The 16,387-nt window shown below is 71.5% G+C and carries 12 protein-coding genes; 4 read left to right on the forward strand and 8 right to left on the reverse strand.

What is annotated here, in order from left to right; all coding sequences use genetic code 11:
• Positions 1 to 2,564 (reverse strand): S8 family serine peptidase (locus N4P33_RS21630; RefSeq protein ID WP_260828300.1); only part of this gene is annotated, 2,564 nt, incomplete at its 3' end.
• 146 nt (positions 2,565 to 2,710) lie between these two features.
• Here N4P33_RS21630 and N4P33_RS21635 point away from each other — a divergent pair.
• Together N4P33_RS21635 and N4P33_RS21640 are read left to right on the forward strand one after the other, a co-directional pair.
• Entirely contained in the window at positions 2,711 to 3,721 is a 1,011-nt protein-coding gene (locus N4P33_RS21635) for a helix-turn-helix domain-containing protein (RefSeq protein ID WP_260828301.1), read from the forward strand.
• Positions 3,722 to 3,755: 34 nt separating this feature from the next.
• Entirely contained in the window at positions 3,756 to 4,436 is a 681-nt protein-coding gene (locus N4P33_RS21640; RefSeq protein ID WP_260828302.1) for a DNA alkylation repair protein, read from the forward strand.
• Positions 4,437 to 4,471: 35 nt separating this feature from the next.
• Here the strand turns inward: N4P33_RS21640 and N4P33_RS21645 are convergent, their stop codons facing one another.
• Both N4P33_RS21645 and N4P33_RS21650 read right to left on the reverse strand, forming a co-directional pair.
• Entirely contained in the window at positions 4,472 to 5,050 is a 579-nt protein-coding gene (locus N4P33_RS21645; RefSeq protein WP_260828303.1) for a dihydrofolate reductase family protein, read from the reverse strand.
• Between the two features lie 258 nt (positions 5,051 to 5,308).
• Positions 5,309 to 7,816 carry a glycoside hydrolase family 3 protein gene (locus tag N4P33_RS21650; RefSeq protein ID WP_260828304.1) on the reverse strand — a complete coding sequence of 836 codons (2,508 nt, stop codon included), beginning with the start codon at positions 7,814 to 7,816 and terminating at the stop codon, positions 5,309 to 5,311.
• 210 nt (positions 7,817 to 8,026) lie between these two features.
• Between N4P33_RS21650 and N4P33_RS21655 the strand changes: the two genes are divergently transcribed.
• Positions 8,027 to 8,719, forward strand: coding sequence for an alpha/beta fold hydrolase (locus N4P33_RS21655; protein WP_260828305.1), 693 nt, complete (start codon positions 8,027 to 8,029; stop codon positions 8,717 to 8,719).
• Between the two features lie 86 nt (positions 8,720 to 8,805).
• Here N4P33_RS21655 and surE read toward each other — a convergent pair whose 3' ends face one another.
• The 5 genes from surE to N4P33_RS21680 all read right to left on the reverse strand — a co-directional run bounded on the left by surE (position 8,806) and on the right by N4P33_RS21680 (position 14,398).
• Positions 8,806 to 9,855: a 5'/3'-nucleotidase SurE gene (surE, locus tag N4P33_RS21660; RefSeq protein ID WP_260828306.1), complete on the reverse strand. Its 1,050-nt coding sequence runs from the start codon at positions 9,853 to 9,855 to the stop codon at positions 8,806 to 8,808.
• Positions 9,856 to 9,914: 59 nt separating this feature from the next.
• The gene (locus N4P33_RS21665) at positions 9,915 to 11,291 is read right to left on the reverse strand and encodes an MFS transporter (protein ID WP_260828307.1); all 1,377 of its coding nucleotides are present in this window, start codon (positions 11,289 to 11,291) and stop codon (positions 9,915 to 9,917) included.
• Positions 11,292 to 11,504: 213 nt separating this feature from the next.
• Positions 11,505 to 12,533 carry a LacI family DNA-binding transcriptional regulator gene (locus tag N4P33_RS21670; protein ID WP_260828308.1) on the reverse strand — a complete coding sequence of 343 codons (1,029 nt, stop codon included), beginning with the start codon at positions 12,531 to 12,533 and terminating at the stop codon, positions 11,505 to 11,507.
• Between the two features lie 71 nt (positions 12,534 to 12,604).
• Positions 12,605 to 13,288, reverse strand: a complete 684-nt coding sequence (locus N4P33_RS21675) for an HAD family phosphatase (protein ID WP_260828310.1) — start codon at positions 13,286 to 13,288, stop codon at positions 12,605 to 12,607.
• A gap of 288 nt (positions 13,289 to 13,576) precedes the next feature.
• Positions 13,577 to 14,398 (reverse strand): GntR family transcriptional regulator, encoded by an 822-nt coding sequence (locus tag N4P33_RS21680; RefSeq protein ID WP_399029894.1) that lies wholly within the window; start codon positions 14,396 to 14,398, stop codon positions 13,577 to 13,579.
• A gap of 654 nt (positions 14,399 to 15,052) precedes the next feature.
• Between N4P33_RS21680 and N4P33_RS21685 the strand changes: the two genes are divergently transcribed.
• Positions 15,053 to 16,330 (forward strand): extracellular solute-binding protein, encoded by a 1,278-nt coding sequence (locus N4P33_RS21685; protein WP_260828309.1) that lies wholly within the window; start codon positions 15,053 to 15,055, stop codon positions 16,328 to 16,330.
• Positions 16,331 to 16,387 lie beyond the last annotated feature (57 nt).

Here is a 16,387-nt window from a genome sequence, read left to right on the forward strand (position 1 = left end):
CCCGCGGCCTTCGCGTCGGCGGCCAGGGCGTTGACCGCCCCGTCGTCCGGCGCGAGCACGAGGGCGACCCTGCCCTTCACGTCCGCGGCCCTCAGCTCCTCGGGCGAGCCGCTGCCCGCGTCGACGAGCCGCGCCTGCCCAGTGCCGTCGAGGTTGGTGCCGCCCTCGCCGGCGGGCACCGGGTGCAGGGCGAGCCCGCCGCTGGTCCGCAGCTCGGAGATGAGCGGCGCGTACTGCCGCCAGTGGCTGCCGAACTCGAAGTCACCGTCCTGGGCGCGGCCCTCGACCGAGGCGTAGTAGCCGCGGACGGTGCTCGGAGCGGTCAGCGTGCCGGCGTGCAGCCAGGTCTCGTCCCAGGAACGGGCGAAGGAGAGCGTGGCGGCCCGTGTCTCCGCAGGCCGGTCCGTGTCGACCTTCAGCCGGTGGGCCTCGCGGGCGTCGAGGATCACCGTGGTGTCCTCGGTCAGCCTCAGCTGTGGGCGGCCGAGGTAGGTGACCGAGTCGGTCAGTTGCGCGCCCTCGCCCGCGTCGGGCGTCTCGACGAAGCTCGACAGGAAGTAGCTGCCGGGCCGCAGCCGGTACGTCTGGTCGGTGGCGCCGTCGTTGAAGCGTCGCTCACCGGTGGCGTCGTCCGTGCCGATCACGTCGAGGGACGAGACACCGGCGGCGGGTCTGCCCGCGCGGTCGACGAGCTTGACCCGCAGGGTGACGGTCTCCGGCTGGACGTACAGGGAGAACGGGGTGGAGACCGCGATGCCGTCGGCCTCGGCGACGACGCGGCCGGTGACATCGCCGTACTGGCTGTCCGCGAGGCGCGCGGTCGGGTCGATGCGCAGCGGCACCTTCACCGTGCCGCCCGCCGGGACCGTCACCGAACGCTCCCCGAGCCGGGCCACGGAGGAGCGGACGCGCGATCCGTCGTTGCCCGTGACGCCCTCGACGGCGAGGCGGAGGCGGACCGGCTTCTCGCCCGTGTTGGTGTAGGGCACGTCCACGGTGGTGCGGTCGCTGTCGTCCTGCGGCCAGTTGAAGGTGCCGGCCTGGACGGCCGGGGCGCCGAGCACGGTGGCGTCGACGGCCGCCTTCACATCGAGCAGGCCGCCGCCCGTCTCGCGCACATCGCCCGGCACGCCGGGATCGGCGGAGGACACCAGGGCCGCCTTGAGCCGCTGCGGCGTCCAGTCGGGGTGCCGCTGCCTCAACACCGCGGCGGCGCCCGCGACATGCGGGGTGGCCATCGACGTACCCGACATCGACCGGTACGCGTACACGCCCCGTCCGCCCGCCGCGGCCGCGGAGATCTCCACGCCGGGGGCGGTGATCTCGGGCTTCAGGGTGTGGGTGAAGGGCGCGGGGCCACGGCTGGAGAACCAGGCCGTGGAGTCGTCGCGGTCCACGGCCCCCACCGTGAGCACACCGGGGGCGCAGCCGGGGGAGGAGACGGTGTTCAGGGCGGGACCGGAGTTCCCGGCGGCCAGGACGAACAACGCGTCCGACGTCTCGGCGAGTTGCTGCGCGGCGACGCTCATCGGGTCGGTGCAGTCGGTGGGTTCGACGCTGCCGAGGCTCATCGACACCACGTCCGCGTCCTGTTCGACCGCCCACTCCATCCCGGCGATGATCCAGGACGCGGCGCCCTCCCCGTAGTCGTTGAGCACCTTGCCGCTCAGCAGCTCCGCGCCCGGGGCGACGCCCTTGTTCCTGCCGTCGCTCGCGGCGCCGCTGCCGCCCACCGTCGACAGGACGTGGGTGCCGTGGCCCTGGCGGTCGGCGGCGGAGTCGGAGTCGGTGAAGTTCTTCTGCGCGGCGATACGGCCCTGAAGGTCCGGGTGTTCCGCGTCCGCGCCGGTGTCGAGCACGGCGACCTTGCTGCCCTTGCCGTCGAAGCCGGCGGCCCAGGCCTCGGGCGCGTGCACCTGCTTGGTCGACCGGTCGAGGTGCGCCTCCACCTTGGTGTCCAGCCAGAGCTTCTTCACATCCCGGGCCGCACGCGTCCTGTCGGTGGTCAACTCCGCCCAGAAACCCGCGGCTTGCTTCTTGTCGGCCTTCAGGGCCACACCGTCGACGGCGTCGAGCACCAGCCCGCGCCGCGCGCCGAACGGAGCGGCGGGCGCCGAGCGGGCCACGTCGACGGACCTGTCGTACACCGCGATCAGCGGCAGCGACCCGGTGCGGGCGTCGTCGTAGCCCTGGCGGACCAGCCCGGTGACGTTGAACAGCTCCTCGTCGACCCGGCCCGCGGCGAGCGCCTCGACGGCACCCTCGGGGTAGACGTACAGATCGTCGCCCGACTGCCGGGTCCCCACGAGCGGCCTGCTGCCGTCCTCGCGGGGCAGGGCGACGGCCGTGCTGCGGCCCGCCGCGTCGGTGGTCACCAGGACCCGGTCCCCGGTCACCAGGGTGACGGTCGAGCGCTGCGCCTTCGCGCCCGCCGCCGCGCTGCCCACCAGCGGTCTCTTCTCCGGTCCGGCCTCCCGTGGTGCTGCCACGGACGGCACGGCCGCGGTCGCGGCCAGGGCCACGGCTATGGCCGCGCCCAGGGCACTCCGCACTGTCGCGCGCATCGGTCTCCCCATCTCGAGGTCTGCGGTGGCGACACCTTGGCAGAGAGGCAGGTGGTGCAGGGATGATGTCCCGAGGCGGGTTTGCGCCGTGGCCGGTATCCGCCACGGGAACCGACGGACGTACGGCTGGGAAGAGGCAAGGACGGATGCTGGGGGCCATAGGCTTGGACGAACAGCAGGAGGCGGCGTACCGCACCCTGATCTCCCTCGGCGCCGCCGACGTCCACGACCTCGCCCACCGGCTCGCCCTAGCCGAGCCCGACACCGAGCGCACCCTGCGCCGCCTCGAACGGCACGGACTCGCCGCCCAGTCCTCGGCACGGCCCGGACGCTGGGTGGCCGCGCCGCCCGGCGTGGCGCTCGGCGCCCTGCTCACCCAGCAGCGCCACGAACTGGAGCAGGCGGAACTCGCCGCCGCCCTGCTCGCCGAGGAGTACCGTGCCCAGGTGACCGAGCCGGCCGTGTACGACCTGGTGGAGGTCGTCACCGGGGCGGACGCGGTGGCACGGCGCTTCCTGCAACTCCAGCTGGGCGCGACCAGCGAGGTGTGCGCCCTGGTCACCGGGCGGCCGGTGGTGATCTCAGGGCACGAGAACGAGGCGGAGGAGCAGGCGGCCGAGCGGGGCGTCGCCTACCGCGTGGTCGTCGAACGCGCGGTCATGACCCTGCCCACCGGGCTGACCGAGCTGACCGTGGCACTGGGCCGCGACGAACAGGTCCGCGTCGTGGACCGGGTCCCCACCAAACTGGTGATCGCCGACCGCTCACTGGCCATGGTGCCGCTGACCACGGCCGACTCCGACCCCGCCGCCCTCGTCGTCCACGCCAGTGGCCTCCTCGAATCCCTCACCGGCCTCTTCGAGGCGGTCTGGCGCGAGGCGCTGCCGCTGAGGCTGGGCGAGCACGGCACGGTCACCGAGGAGGAGCCGGACGCCCCCGACGCCACCGACCTCACCATCCTCTCCCTCCTCCTCGCCGGCCTCACCGACGCCAGCGTCGCCAAACACCTCGACGTCGGCCTGCGCACGGTCCAGCGCCGCGTCAAACACCTCATGGAACTCACCGGCGCCACCACCCGCCTGCAACTCGGCTGGCACGCGTACGAACGGGGGTGGGTGTCCCGGGAGGCCGCCTCACCAGGCCGTTCCCCGGCGTAGGCTGCCTCTCGCACGCGGTGGACAGGAGGCTGACATGGCCGGGACGACGGTGGCCGAGGTGATGGCCGAGCTGGCCGGGCTGGAGGACCCCAAGGCGCGGGAGGTGAACGAGCGGCACGGCGACGATCACGGCGTGAACCTCAGCAAGCTGCGCGCCCTCGCCAAGCGGCTGAAGACCCAGCAGGACCTCGCGCGCGAGCTGTGGGCCACGGACGACACCGCGGCGAAACTCCTCGCGCTGCTGATCTGCCGCCCGAAGGCGTTCGAACGCGACGAACTCGACGCCATGCTGCGCGCCGCGCGCACCCCGAAGGTGCACGACTGGCTGGTCAACTACGTCGTGAAGAAGAGCCCGCACGCCGAGGAGCTGCGCGTCGCCTGGACCGCCGACCCGGATCCGGTGGTCGCGAGCGCGGGCTGGGCACTGACCACGGAACGCGTGGCGAAGAAGCCCGAGGGCCTCGATCTCTCCGGTCTGCTCGACGTCATCGAGGCGGAGATGAAGGACGCCCCGGACCGGCTCCAGTGGGCGATGAACCACTGCCTGGCCCAGATCGGCATCGAACACCCCGACCACCGCGCCCGCGCCCTCGCGATCGGCGAGCGCCTGGAGGTCCTGAAGGACTATCCGACGTCCCCCGGCTGCACGTCCCCGTATGCGCCGGTGTGGATCAACGAGATGGTGCGCAGGCAGGGGGCCGACACGGTGGCCTGACCGGCGGGCGGGCGGGACGGCGAGGCTTCAGGGACTCAGCCGTGCAGGCTGGGCCGGTACACGAGCTCCTGGATGTGCCCGTCGAGCGTCCGCTGCTCGATCAGCTCCAGGTCGAAGTCGAGCGCGCCCCCGAAGACCGGGTCCAGACCGGTCCGGCCGGTGATCACCGGGAAGAGCGTCACCTGCACCCGGTCGACCAGCCCGGCGGCCATCAGCGCCCGGTTCATCGACAGACTGCCGTGCGAGCGCAACGGCACATCGGACTCCTTCTTCAGCCGCGCGACGACGTCCACGGCGTCCCCGCCCACGACGGTCGCGTCCGGCCAGTCGAGGGGCCCCTCCAGCGTGCTCGACACGACGGTGGCCGGCAGATTCCTCATCCGCGTGACCCAGGGGTCACGCACATCGTCCCCCTCGCTGCTCTCGGCCAGCATCCGCGTGAACATCCGGTACGTGTTGCCCCCGAACACCATCCGCTGCTCCTGCTCGTACAGGTCGAGCCGATGTTGCAGCAGCTCGGGCCCCTGCTTGCCCCAGTACCCGGTCCAGTCACCCCCGGCGGCCCCGAAGCCGTCGAGACTGGAGAAGACGTCGAAGGTGTAGGTGGCGGCCATGGTGTCCTCCTGGGGTGCGATGCGATGGATCGTGTCCCCCTTACAGACCGCCGGACACGACGAAACTCATCGCACCACGGATCCCCGGCCGACCGTGTCGAGCAGGAGTTTCTCGCCTGTTGCCGCCCACCGGTGCGGATGCTGTCGCCCAGGGTCCTCGCCGGGGCGAGCGTCACCGGATCGCACGGGCGTCCGAGCCGGTTGTGCGCTCCGGGGCGGCGGGTCAGGTACCGCCCCGGAGCTGATCGGGGGCGCTCGTCAGATCGTGAGCGTCGTGGTGAGGCGGATGTCCGTGAGGGAGTGGGCCGCGTGGACTTCGTAGGGGCCCGTGTTGCGGTGCCAGCCGGCGTCGGTCCACGTCTCGAAGGTGCGCGGCGGCACCTCGATCGTCACCGTGACCGTCTCGCCGGGTGCCGCCGTCGCCGTGGCGAAGCCCGCCAGCCAGCGGGACGGGCGGTTCGGGTCGGGGGTCGTCGGGGCGACGTAGAGCTGGACGGTCTCACGGCCCGCGCGGGTGCCGGAGTTGCGGAGGGTGACCTGCACCGTCGTACCGGACGCCTCGATCGACTCGTACGTCCAGTCCGTGTAGCCCAGGCCGTGTCCGAAAGCGTACGAGGGTGTCCTGCCCGCCTGCTCCCACGCGCGGTAGCCGATGAACACGCCCTCGTCGTAACGGAGTTCACCCTCGGTGGGCACGACCTCGGTGACCGGGGCGTCCTCGAAGGTGCCCCAGGTGGTGGGGAGCCGGCCGCCCGGCTCGTCCTCGCCCAGCAGCACCTCCGCGAGCGCCGCACCGCCCTCCTGGCCCGGGAACCAGCTCAGCAGCACCGCGGCCACCTCGTCCCGCCACGGAAGTTCCACCGGTGAGCCGGAGTTGACGACCACGATCGTGCGCGGGTTGGCCGCGGCCACCGCCCGCACCAGGTCGTCCTGGCGGCCGGGAAGACGCAGGTCCTTGCGGTCGAACCCCTCGGACTCGACCCGCTCGGTCGTCGCGACGACGACCACCGCGGCGTCCGCGTCCCGCGCCGCCTCCACCGCCTCCGCGATCAGCTCGTCCGCGTCGCGCCGCGGGCCGAGGTGCATCAGCGAGAACATCACGCCGAAGACCGGCGCCGCGGGCCCCTCGGGCAGCGTGTACCGCAGCGAGACCTCCACCTCCTCGCCCTCGGTCAGCGCGATCCGCCCGCGCTCGACGGGCGCGCCGAAGAACGCCTCGAACGGATCCGCCTCCGAGTTCAGCGGCTGCTCCCCGTCGAACAGCACCTCGCCCGCGACGGTTAGGCGGTAGCCGCCGATGCCGCGCGTGCCGAAGGAGTGCTCGCCGCTCTCCCGGGGCCGGAACGTGCCGGTGACCTCGATGCTGTGCAGCGCCTCCCGGGTGACGCCCTCGGGCAGGTCGTCGCCGATCCACTGCACCTGGCCGCTCGGCAGTTTGCCCTCGCCGAGCACATTCCCGGCGGCGTCCCGGCAGATCGCCCGCAGGGTGAATCCCTGTCCGGCGACGGCGAGTTCGTCGCTCGGGTCGGCGCCGACCGCGTACGCCACGGTCCCTTCCGGCAGTGCGGCCGTCAGGCCGTCGAGCGGGGAGACCACACGCTCGGGGAACACCGTCGCGGAACCGCCGCCGAGGACACGGGCGTCCCTTGCGGCCGCACCGAGCAGCGCGACCTTGCGCACACCGGCCGGGTCCAGCGGCAGCGCACGGCCGCCGCCCTCCACCGGCTCGCTGGAAGTACCGGATCCCACCGGCTCATTGCGCACCAGCACAAAGGCACGCCGAGCTATCTCCCGCGCCAGCTCCACCCCGTCGACCTCGCCCGGAGCCTCGGCGACCACCGGCTCGGCGCCCTCCAGGACCCCGACGCGGGCAGCCAGGCGCAGCACATTGCGCACCGCCTCGTCGACCGTCGCCTCGTCGACCCCGCCCGCCCGTACGGCGGCGGCCAGGGCCTCCCCGTACACGGTGTGCGGGCCGGGCATGGCCACGTCCAGGCCGCCCTCGATGGCACCGACGGTCGAGCGTGCCGCCATCCAGTCGGAGACGTTGAATCCGTCGAAGCCCCACTCGCCGCGCAGCACGTCCTGCACCAGGCGGCGGTGCTCGGTCATGGTCGTGCCGTTGACCTGGTTGTAGGCGGTCATGATGCCCCACGGGCGGGCGTTCGCGACGATCCGCTCGAACGGCGCCAGGTACAGCTCGCGCAGCGCCCGCTCGGAGACGACGTTGTTCACGGTGAAGCGGTCGGTCTCGGCGTCGTTGGCGACGAAGTGCTTCACGGTGGTGCCGACGCCCCCGGACTGCACGCCCCGCACATACCCGGTGCCGATCTCCCCGGTCAGATACGGGTCCTCGCTGTACGCCTCGAAGTGGCGGCCCCCGAGCGGCGACCGGTGCAGATTGACCGTCGGTGCGAGCAGCACGTGCACCCCCTTGCGGCGGGCCTCCTGGGCCAGCAACACGCCCGCCCGGCGGGCCAGTTCCGGGTCCCAGGTGGCGGCCAGCGCGGTGGGCGAGGGCAGCGCGATCGACGGGTCGTCGGCGGTCCAGCGCACCCCGCGCACGCCGATCGGGCCGTCCGACATGACCAGCGAGCCGAGCCCGATCTGCGGCATGGCCGGCAGCGACCACATGTCCTGACCGGCCAGCAGCCGCGTCTTGGAGTCGAGGTCGAGCTTGCCGAGCGCCGCCTCGACCACCGCCTCGCGGGCCTGGTCCGGATCGGCGGCGAGGGTCCCCGCGGCCGGGTCGTGGGCTTCGGACATGGCGATGCCTCCTTGTTCGTCTGCGTGGCGACCGGCGTCGGTGCGCGTCGCTCCGCCTATCGTGAGCCACCTACCTGTTGATCGGTAGGTTTAGTTATCTATACGTTATGATTGCCGGTCTCTTGTGTGTTCAGCCGGTTGACCCGCATGCTTACACGTGTAATCAATGCCGTCGACCACCCACAGTGCACCCCGAAAGGTCTCGCCCCGATGAAGCTGAACGTCCATGAACGCGGCACCGGCGACAAGATCGCCCTGCTGATCCACGGCGCCATGTCCGACCACCGCACCTGGCACGCGATCGAGGACCACCTCGTCGGCCTCGGATATCGCGTCGTCGCCCCCGACCTCCGTGGACACGGCCGCAGCCCGCGCGGCGAGTACCGCCCCGAACTGCTCGCCGACGACCTCGTGGAGAACCTGCCCACGGGCGCCGACGTGGCCATCGGGCACTCCCTGGGCGGCCTGACCCTCGCCCTCGCGGTGTCCCGGCTGCGCCCCGCCCGCGCCGTCTACTCCGACCCCGGATTCCAGCTGGGCAACGTCCCGCCCGGAGCGACGGCCGGCATGCGGCACATGGTCACCACCGCGACCGCCGAGAGCGTACGGGCGATGAACCCGCGCTGGTCCGAGGAGGACGTCGCGGCGGAACTGGCCGGCTTCGCCCTGTTCGACCCCGCCTTCCTGTCCGCCGTCGACGGATTCGAGCGGAACTATCTGCCCGAGTCGGCCGTCGTGCCGTCGCTCGTGCAACTGGCCGACCCGAGCCTGTGCGTCGACGCCGAAGGTACGGCGCTGCTGCGGGAACGGGGATTCGAGGTGCGGGTCGTCCCGCGGGCGGGCCACTGCATCCACCGTGACGACCCGCAGGGCTTCCTGAAGTCCCTGGACGGCTGGATCTGACGTCGCCTTCAGCGACGTGACGTCAGGTGAGGTGACGTAACGGCCCCGGCGCTTCCCCTCCTTCAGCGCCGGGGCCCTCATGCGCGTCAGCTCCCGGAGCGCACGAACCGCTCCAGCCCGCGGGTGTCGCGTCCGTTGTCGTGCGTACGGTCCGGAGTGACCGGCGTGACCGTCACATGGCCCTCCTCGAGCAGCGCGTAGTCCGGGTACCGCTTGGTCTCCGGACGACACCCGGGCGACCCCTGCTCGCACAGCGAGCCCCCGATCGTGAACGTGTCGCCCGTGGCCGCGTAGTGGAACTTCACGAGCTTCTGCGTGCCCACCGACGTCCACGCGGTGCCCTTGGGGCGCTGCCCCTTCTCGTGGTGCGGGTAATTGACGTTGACGACGAACTTTGTGGTGAGCAGGCGGCGTTCGCGCAGCTCACCGATGAACCTCGCGCCGTACTCCGCGGTGTTGCGGTACGTGTGGTCCGCGACCTCGAAGCCGTCCTTGACGCCGGGGTCGTAGGAGCTGTTGAGGGCGATCGCCGGCACCCCCTCGTCGATCGCGGCGAGCGCGGCGCCGACCGTGCCCGACTCGTTGACCACGGAGGCGACGTTCGGGCCGAAGTTGCTCCCGGTGACGACGAGGTCCGGACCGTCCGTCCAGCCCGCCTTCGCGGCGAGGCCCCCGCCGACGCCCAGGCGCACGGTGTCGGCGGGCGTCGCGCTCGGCGTCGTCGGACCGCAGGGGGCGCCGCCCTTGCAGACGCCGTAGACCGCGCCGCCGCTCGGCGCGCCGGAGCAGTCGTTCTCGTACCCGGCGGGCAGGGCGGCCCGGCGCTGCACGGTCAGCTGACCGCCGCTGGTGGCGCTGGTGCCGGCGCCGCTCTGGTTGGCCCACGGTGCCATGACGACGACATCGGCACCGGCGGCGCACAGGGCGCGGCGGACCTCGTAAAGACCCTTGCCGTCCGAGGCGTTGGGGCGGGCCATCTGCATGGAGTCGTCGTTGCTGAGCAGGATGCGCAGACCGGTCAGCGGCAGCCGGTCGTCCCCGGGGCGGGGCTGGTCGTGAGCGGCCTGCGCCTGGGTGCAGGCGAGCAGGACGGTGCCCGCGGCGGCGAGGGCGGCGAGTGTTCTGCGGCGGTTCATGGGGTTTCTCCTGACAGCGGTGGCGAGTTGAGGGTGCTCAGGGGCGAGGTGAGGGGCGCTCAGCGGACGCCGCGCACCCGCAGCACCCCCACCGCGCCGATGAGCGAGACGATCGCGGCGATCGGGAACAGCGCCTCGTAACCGCCCGCGGCGACGATCCAGCCGGCGATGCTGGGGGCGAGGATCTGCGGTCCGGCGTTGGCGATGTTGATGACGCCCATGTCCTTGCCGGCGTCGGCGGTGCGCGGCAGCACCCGGGTGATCAGCGCCATGTCGACGGCCATGTACACACCGAAGGCCAGACCGCCGACGACGTTGTACGCAAGCATGCCGCCCTCGGTGGGCCAGATCATCGGCAGGGTCAGCGCGAGCGCCGCCGCGATGCCGGAGATGAGCACGAAGGGCTTGACCCGGCCGACCCGGTCGGCGATCGGCCCGACCAGGATCGAGGCGACGACCGTGCAGAGAGCGTTGACGATCATCAGGAAGCCCTGCGTCGGCAACAGGTCCTGCGGCGGCACCTTGATGTGCTCGGCGAGCAGGTACATGTTGTACGTGACGACGATGAAGTAGCCCAGCATGACCCCGAGCCGGGACAGGAACGCCCAGCCGAAGTCGGGGTGGTCCTTGGGGCTGACCCAGAAGTTGCCGAGGAAGTCCTTCAGGGAGAACCGTTCCCGCGGCAGGGCGCGGGCGTCCTGGTCCGGCGAGACGGTGATGAACACCAGCGCCGCGACCACGACGACCGCCGCGATCAGGTAGTAGCCGTTCTCCCCGGCGAACCGGCCGCCGAAGCCGCCGATGACGCCGTCCAGGCCGAACTTGGTGCCCGGCACACCGCCGATGATCAGGGCGGCGATGATGGTGCCGAGGGGCACGCCCAGGCCGACCAGCGCGGAGAAGGTGCCGTAGCGGGACGCCGGGACGCGGTCGGGCATCGCGGCGGTGAGGGCGGCCTGGTAGCCGTTCATGATGAACTGCACGACGCCCCAGCTCATCCCGAGCATCGCGATGGTCGTCGCCTGGGACTGCATGACCAGGGCGAGCGCGCCGAGCAGCGCGCAGAACAGGATCCACGGGGCGCGGCGGCCGAAGCGGGACCGGGTGCGGTCGGAGAGCTGGCCGAAGACCGGGTTGCCGATGGTCGCGAGGACGGCGCCGATGGTGCTGGCGGTGGACAGGGCGGCGGTGTCGTTGGTGCCGGTGATGTGCGCGACCTGGATGGGGAGCAGGAAGGCGCCCACGCCGAACCACAGCAGGTACAGCGCGACGTTGGCCATCGGCAGCGTGAGGTAGAGCGGTCCGAGGCGCGAGGGGACGGCGGGCGCGTCGGGGGTGGCGGTGGCGCCGGGGGTGCCGGGGGTGCCGGGAGCGCCGTCGCTTGCGGCGTCGACCGTGGCCGTCGCCGGCTTGTTTTCAGGAAGTGAATGAGTCATGTGGGGCCCCTAGGAAGGCGGTGCCTGAGATGCGGACGCGGCTGGGGCGCGCGTTCGGCAGGAGCGTAGGTGACACGTGTAAGCGTGGCTAGATGTCGCGCACGGCGCGATGTTTTCGTTACCTGGCGGAGCAAGGGTGATCAGACGCGCGATCCGGAGCCACGGACACGCCGCGGACAGATCCATGTGTTGAGAAGTTGAACGCCTGCGGGCTCAGGCGGAGGCGCGCACGACGAGCGTCGTACGGAGCATGTCGTGCGTCTCGGGCGCGGTACCCGGGGTGCTGATCAGCCGGTCGATGAGCCGGGCGATCTCGCGGGCGGGCAAGTAGTCCATGCGGACGGTGGTGAGCCGGGGCCGCAGCAGTCTGCCGATCAGCAGATCGTCGGCGCCGACGACCGCGATGTCCTCCGGGACGTCGACTCCCGTGTCCTGCAGGGCGCGTACGGCGAGGGCCGCGTACTCGTCGTTGTACGCGAACAGCCCGTCGATCCCGGCGTCGGCGCACTGCCGTGCCCAGAGCGCGGCCGCGTCCTCGTCGAGCGCGAGATCATGGCGTACGACGGTGACGGCGGCGTCCTGTTCGGCGGCCGCCTTCTCGGCGCCGGCCAGCCGGGGCTCGGCGAAGCCACGCAGCGAGGCGTCGGCGGGCACGATCACGCCGATGCGCCGGCGTCCTGACGCCGTCAGGTGCTCCACGGCGCGGAAGCCGACCTGCTCCTGGTCGGTCACCAGCGCGTGCGCGCCCGGCACGGGCACGGGACCGGAGCTGAGCACCACCGGGATGCCGGCCTTGTGCAGTACGGCGACGGCGTCCTCGTCCATGCTGTCGTCCATCAGCGACAGCACGGCGTCGGGCCGCAGCTCGGCCCAGCGCCGGCCGGCCTCCGCTCCCCGGGCGCCGGTCGGGCCGTACAGCACGGCGGTGTAACCGAGTTGGGCGAGGGCCTGCTGGAGATCGGCGTAGGCCTGCGCAAACAGCGGGCCGACCGTCACGGCGGGCGCGGTGAGCAGCACGATCCCGCTGCGCCCGGCACGCAGGGCACGCGCGACGGCGTGCGGCACGTACCCGAGCTGCCGCGCGGCCTCCCGCACCCGCTCCCGCGTGGCCTCACTGACCCGCCCGCCCTTGGTGTTGTTGAGGACGTACGACACGGTGGCCCGCGACACTCCGGCGACCCGCGCGACATCGCCACTGGTGGGCGGGGTGCCGGGGGGACGGGGGACGGGGGTGGAGGCCATGGGGGTCATCATCGCAGACGGGTCGCGGAAGCGAGCGGCCCCGATCCGGCGTCACGCCAGCCACAGCGCGATCATTGCACTACGGCCGATCCCTCCCGCGGGTCAGGGAGGGATCCGGAGGCGAAGGCGAGGATGTCGAGGGCCGCTTCGTGCAGGCTGCCGAAGTGACGATGCACGCCGTCGACCGCTCCGGGGGTATTGACGCCCCACACCGTCATCCCGGCACGCAGCCCGGACTGCACCCCGGTGGGGGCGTCCTCGATGACCAGGCAGTCCTCCGGCCGGGCACCGAGTCGCGCGGCGGCCTGCAGATACGGCACCGGCGACGGCTTGCCTTCCTCCACCGCAGCCGCATCCACGACAACCTCCGGGACCGGCAAGCCAGTCCGTGCGAAACGTCCCCGTACCCGGTGCTCATAGTTCGACGTCACCAGTGCCCAGGCCCCGGGCCGCAGAGCCTTCAGCAGCTCCGCGGCACCCTCGAAAGCCGTGTAGCTGCCGGAGCGGACATCCTCGTCCTCCAGCTCGTGCAGTGCGGCCAGGCACTCTTGAGCGTCCTGGCCGGGAGCAACCTGCGCGAACGTCTCCAACGGCCTCGTCCGCAGCGCCACCCGGTACACCTCATCGGGGTCGAGCCCGTAACGCTCTGCCCATGTACGCCAGACCAGGCGCTGATTGTCCACGGCATCGATCAACGTGCCATCGACGTCGAAGAGGACATATCTCACCGCATCGGACCGGCCAAGTTCACTCATCACCCCTCGATCGTGCCATCAGACGCGCGAGGCCCGATCATTCCTCGCGGTGCTGAGCGAACACCCGCTGCTGTTCGTCCTGCCAGGTCCAACTGGCCGGCCGAGAGAAGGGCACGCTCCGGGCAAGGTCGGAGAACTGGCCTGATGGCTCCCGGCTGGCCTTGTTCACCACGCGCAACTGGCTCGGACGCACTGGCCATCCGGTGACGCCCGCAGACGTGACCGCCGCCATCGAGTCCGCCCTCCGACAGGCGCCTGAAACGAACTACCGCGCTTCGCATGCCGCTCTCACGGCCCCGGACGCCGCAGTACCGCCGTGAACCGGTACCGCGAGCCCCGGTACACCGAGTGGACCCATTCGACCGGGGTGCCGGTGCTGTCGCGGGAGTGGCGGGAGAGGAGGAGCATCGGGAGGCCCACGTCGGTGGCGAGGAGGGCCGCTTCCCTCGGGGTCGCCGGGCAGGTCTCGATCGTTTCGTCGGCCTCCGCCAGGTGGACGCCGTAGACCTCGGACAAGGTCGCGTAGAGGGACGTGTAGCGGCTCAGGTTGCGGCGCAGGCCGGGAAAGCGGGCGGCGGAGAGGTGGGTCGTCTCGACGGCCATCGGTTCGCCGCCGGCCAGGCGGAGGCGTTCGATGCGGAGGATCTTCGCACCCGGCTCCACTTCCAGCATCGCGGCCAGGTTCTCGTCCGCCGGGACGTAGCCGATGTCCAGGACGTGGGAGGCGGGGCTCAGGCCCTGGGCGCGCATGTCCTCCGTGTACGAGGTGAGCTGGAGCGTGCGGTAGACCTTCGGGCGGGCGATGAACGTGCCCTTGCCCTGGATGCGGTCCAGCCGGCCCTCGCTCACCAGTTCCTGCAGGGCCTTGCGGACAGTGGTGCGCGACGTGCGGAACTCCACCGCGAGCAGGCGTTCCGCCGGCATTGCCGTGCCCGGCGGGCGCGCCTCGGTCATCTGCAGGAGGCGTTGCTTGATGCGGTAGTACTTCGGGACGCGATCGCTCCCGCCCGGGAGGGACGGGGACGCTCCGGCTTCGGCGGCCTCCGGTACGGAGCGTGCGTCGCCCGCGTTCGCCCCGGCTGAGTCTGCCTGCCCGGTGCTGCCCGGGATGGAGTGTGCTCTCCCGGTGCTGCCCCGGACGGAGCGTGCCCTCCCGGCGTTCGCCGTGGGCGAGTGTGCCTGCCTGGCGTCGTCGACCGCGTCCCCGGCATCCCCTGGGACGGTCACCGCGTCCCCGCCATCCCCTGGGACAGCAACCGAGTCCCCGGCGCCCCCCAGAACGACACCCGAATCCCCGGCACCCACCGGCACGGCACCCGCATCCCCCGGCACGGCCCCACCACCCCCCGACGCGCCCTCCGCATCCCCCGAGGACAAGCGAGCAGTGAGGGCCTGCCCCGGTGTGGGGCGGCCCATGGTGGCGTCCGTGGTCATGGTCTGCCTTCCGGCTGCGGGGTCCGGCGCGCGGACGGCAGGGGCCGGCCGCGGTGCACGTCGGCGGACGGCCGGTCTCGGCGCCGCACGCTCGGCGATCCCGTTATAACCGTGCGTCCTCCGTTGGTCTAGTCCAAGCCGTCGAACGGTCCCTGTTTGGGGGGAGATTGGCCGGTCGGAGCGGGGAGTCGGAACCGTGATGTGACGACCCTTGACAGAGCCATAGGTCTAGGCCAAGCTCCCCTTGCTGGTCTAAACCATTTAGAGGAAGCCGGGTCCCAGCCCGCCGAGCGCGTGGGTGTGCATGGCGTTCCTGAGGAGGGGTGGCGCGTGAAGCGCAAGCTGATAGCCGCGATCGGTATCGCGGGCATGATGGTCTCCATCGCGGCGTGCGGCGGCGACAGCGGCGAAGGTGACAAGAAGGCCGGGGCCGACGGCTACGCCGGCGAGACGCTCACGGTCTGGGTGATGGACGGCTCCTCGCCGGACCAGTGGCAGAAGGACCTCACCGCCGAGTTCGAGAAGAAGACCAAGGCGAAGGTCAAGTTCGAGGTCCAGCAGTGGAACGGCATCCAGCAGAAGCTGACCACCGCGCTGTCCGAGGAGAACCCGCCGGACGTCTTCGAGATCGGCAACACCCAGACCCCGGCCTACGCCAAGACCGGCGGTCTCGCCGACCTCGCCGACCTCAAGGCGGAGATCGGCGCCGAATGGACCGAGTCGCTCAACGAGTCGTCCGTCTACGAGGGCAAGCAGTACGCGGCACCCTGGTACTTCGCCAACCGTGTCGTCCTCTACAACAAGAAGGTCTGGGCCGACGCGGGCATCAAGGAGACGCCCAAGACCCGCGACGAGTTCTACGACGCGCTCAAGACCATCGGTGAGAAGACCGACGCCGAGCCCATCTACCTGCCCGGCCAGAACTGGTACCACTTCGTCGGCCTGGTGATCGGCGAGGGCGGCGAACTGGTCAAGAAGGACGGCGACAAGTACGTCTCCAACCTCGACGACCCCAAGGTCGCCGCCGCCATGGAGACGTACAAGAAGTTCCAGGCGCTCTCCAAGGCCCCCAAGGACAAGGACGAGGCCACCCCGCAGCAGGGCGAGGTCTTCGCCAAGGGCAAGACCGGCGCGTTCATCGGCATGGGCTGGGAAGCCGGCATCGCGATCAAGGCCAACCCGAAGATCGAGAAGGAGATCGGCTACTTCACCATCCCGGGTGCCACGGCCGACAAGCCCGAGGGCGTCTTCCTCGGCGGCTCCAACCTCGCCGTCGCCGCGGGCAGCAAGAAGCAGGAGCTCGCCAAGGAGTTCCTGAAGATCGCCCTCTCCGACAAGTTCGAGGGCCAGCTCGCCAAGCTCAACGGCGTCATCCCCAACAAGGAGTCGCTGCAGAGCAACCTCAAGGGCAACGCCCCCGCCGAGGCCGCCGCGCCGGCCGCCGCCGTCGGTGGCACCACCCCGCTGATCCCGGAGTGGGCCGCGGTCGAGAACGCGCCCAACCCGATCAAGACGTACATGACCGCCGTGCTGAACGGCAAGTCCCCGGCCGAGGCCGCCAAGCAGGTCGAGGACGAGTTCAACAAGCGCCTGTCGCAGCAGCAGTAGCAGCAGCAGGAGCAGGAGCGCCGAGCGCTCCTCGAAGGGAGCGGGGGCCGGCCACGC

This window comes from Streptomyces sp. 15-116A, assembly GCF_025290915.1.
Taxonomy (GTDB): Bacteria; Actinomycetota; Actinomycetes; order Streptomycetales; family Streptomycetaceae; genus Streptomyces.

Coding starts and splice junctions, on each gene's coding strand:
- N4P33_RS21635 (WP_260828301.1), top strand. CDS start 2,711: ATGCTGGGGGCCATAGGCTTGGACGAACAGCAGGAGGCGGCGTACCGC.
- N4P33_RS21640 (WP_260828302.1), top strand. CDS start 3,756: ATGGCCGGGACGACGGTGGCCGAGGTGATGGCCGAGCTGGCCGGGCTG.
- N4P33_RS21645 (WP_260828303.1), bottom strand. CDS start 5,050: ATGGCCGCCACCTACACCTTCGACGTCTTCTCCAGTCTCGACGGCTTC.
- N4P33_RS21650 (WP_260828304.1), bottom strand. CDS start 7,816: ATGTCCGAAGCCCACGACCCGGCCGCGGGGACCCTCGCCGCCGATCCG.
- N4P33_RS21655 (WP_260828305.1), top strand. CDS start 8,027: ATGAAGCTGAACGTCCATGAACGCGGCACCGGCGACAAGATCGCCCTG.
- surE (WP_260828306.1), bottom strand. CDS start 9,855: ATGAACCGCCGCAGAACACTCGCCGCCCTCGCCGCCGCGGGCACCGTC.
- N4P33_RS21665 (WP_260828307.1), bottom strand. CDS start 11,291: ATGACTCATTCACTTCCTGAAAACAAGCCGGCGACGGCCACGGTCGAC.
- N4P33_RS21670 (WP_260828308.1), bottom strand. CDS start 12,533: ATGGCCTCCACCCCCGTCCCCCGTCCCCCCGGCACCCCGCCCACCAGT.
- N4P33_RS21675 (WP_260828310.1), bottom strand. CDS start 13,288: ATGAGTGAACTTGGCCGGTCCGATGCGGTGAGATATGTCCTCTTCGAC.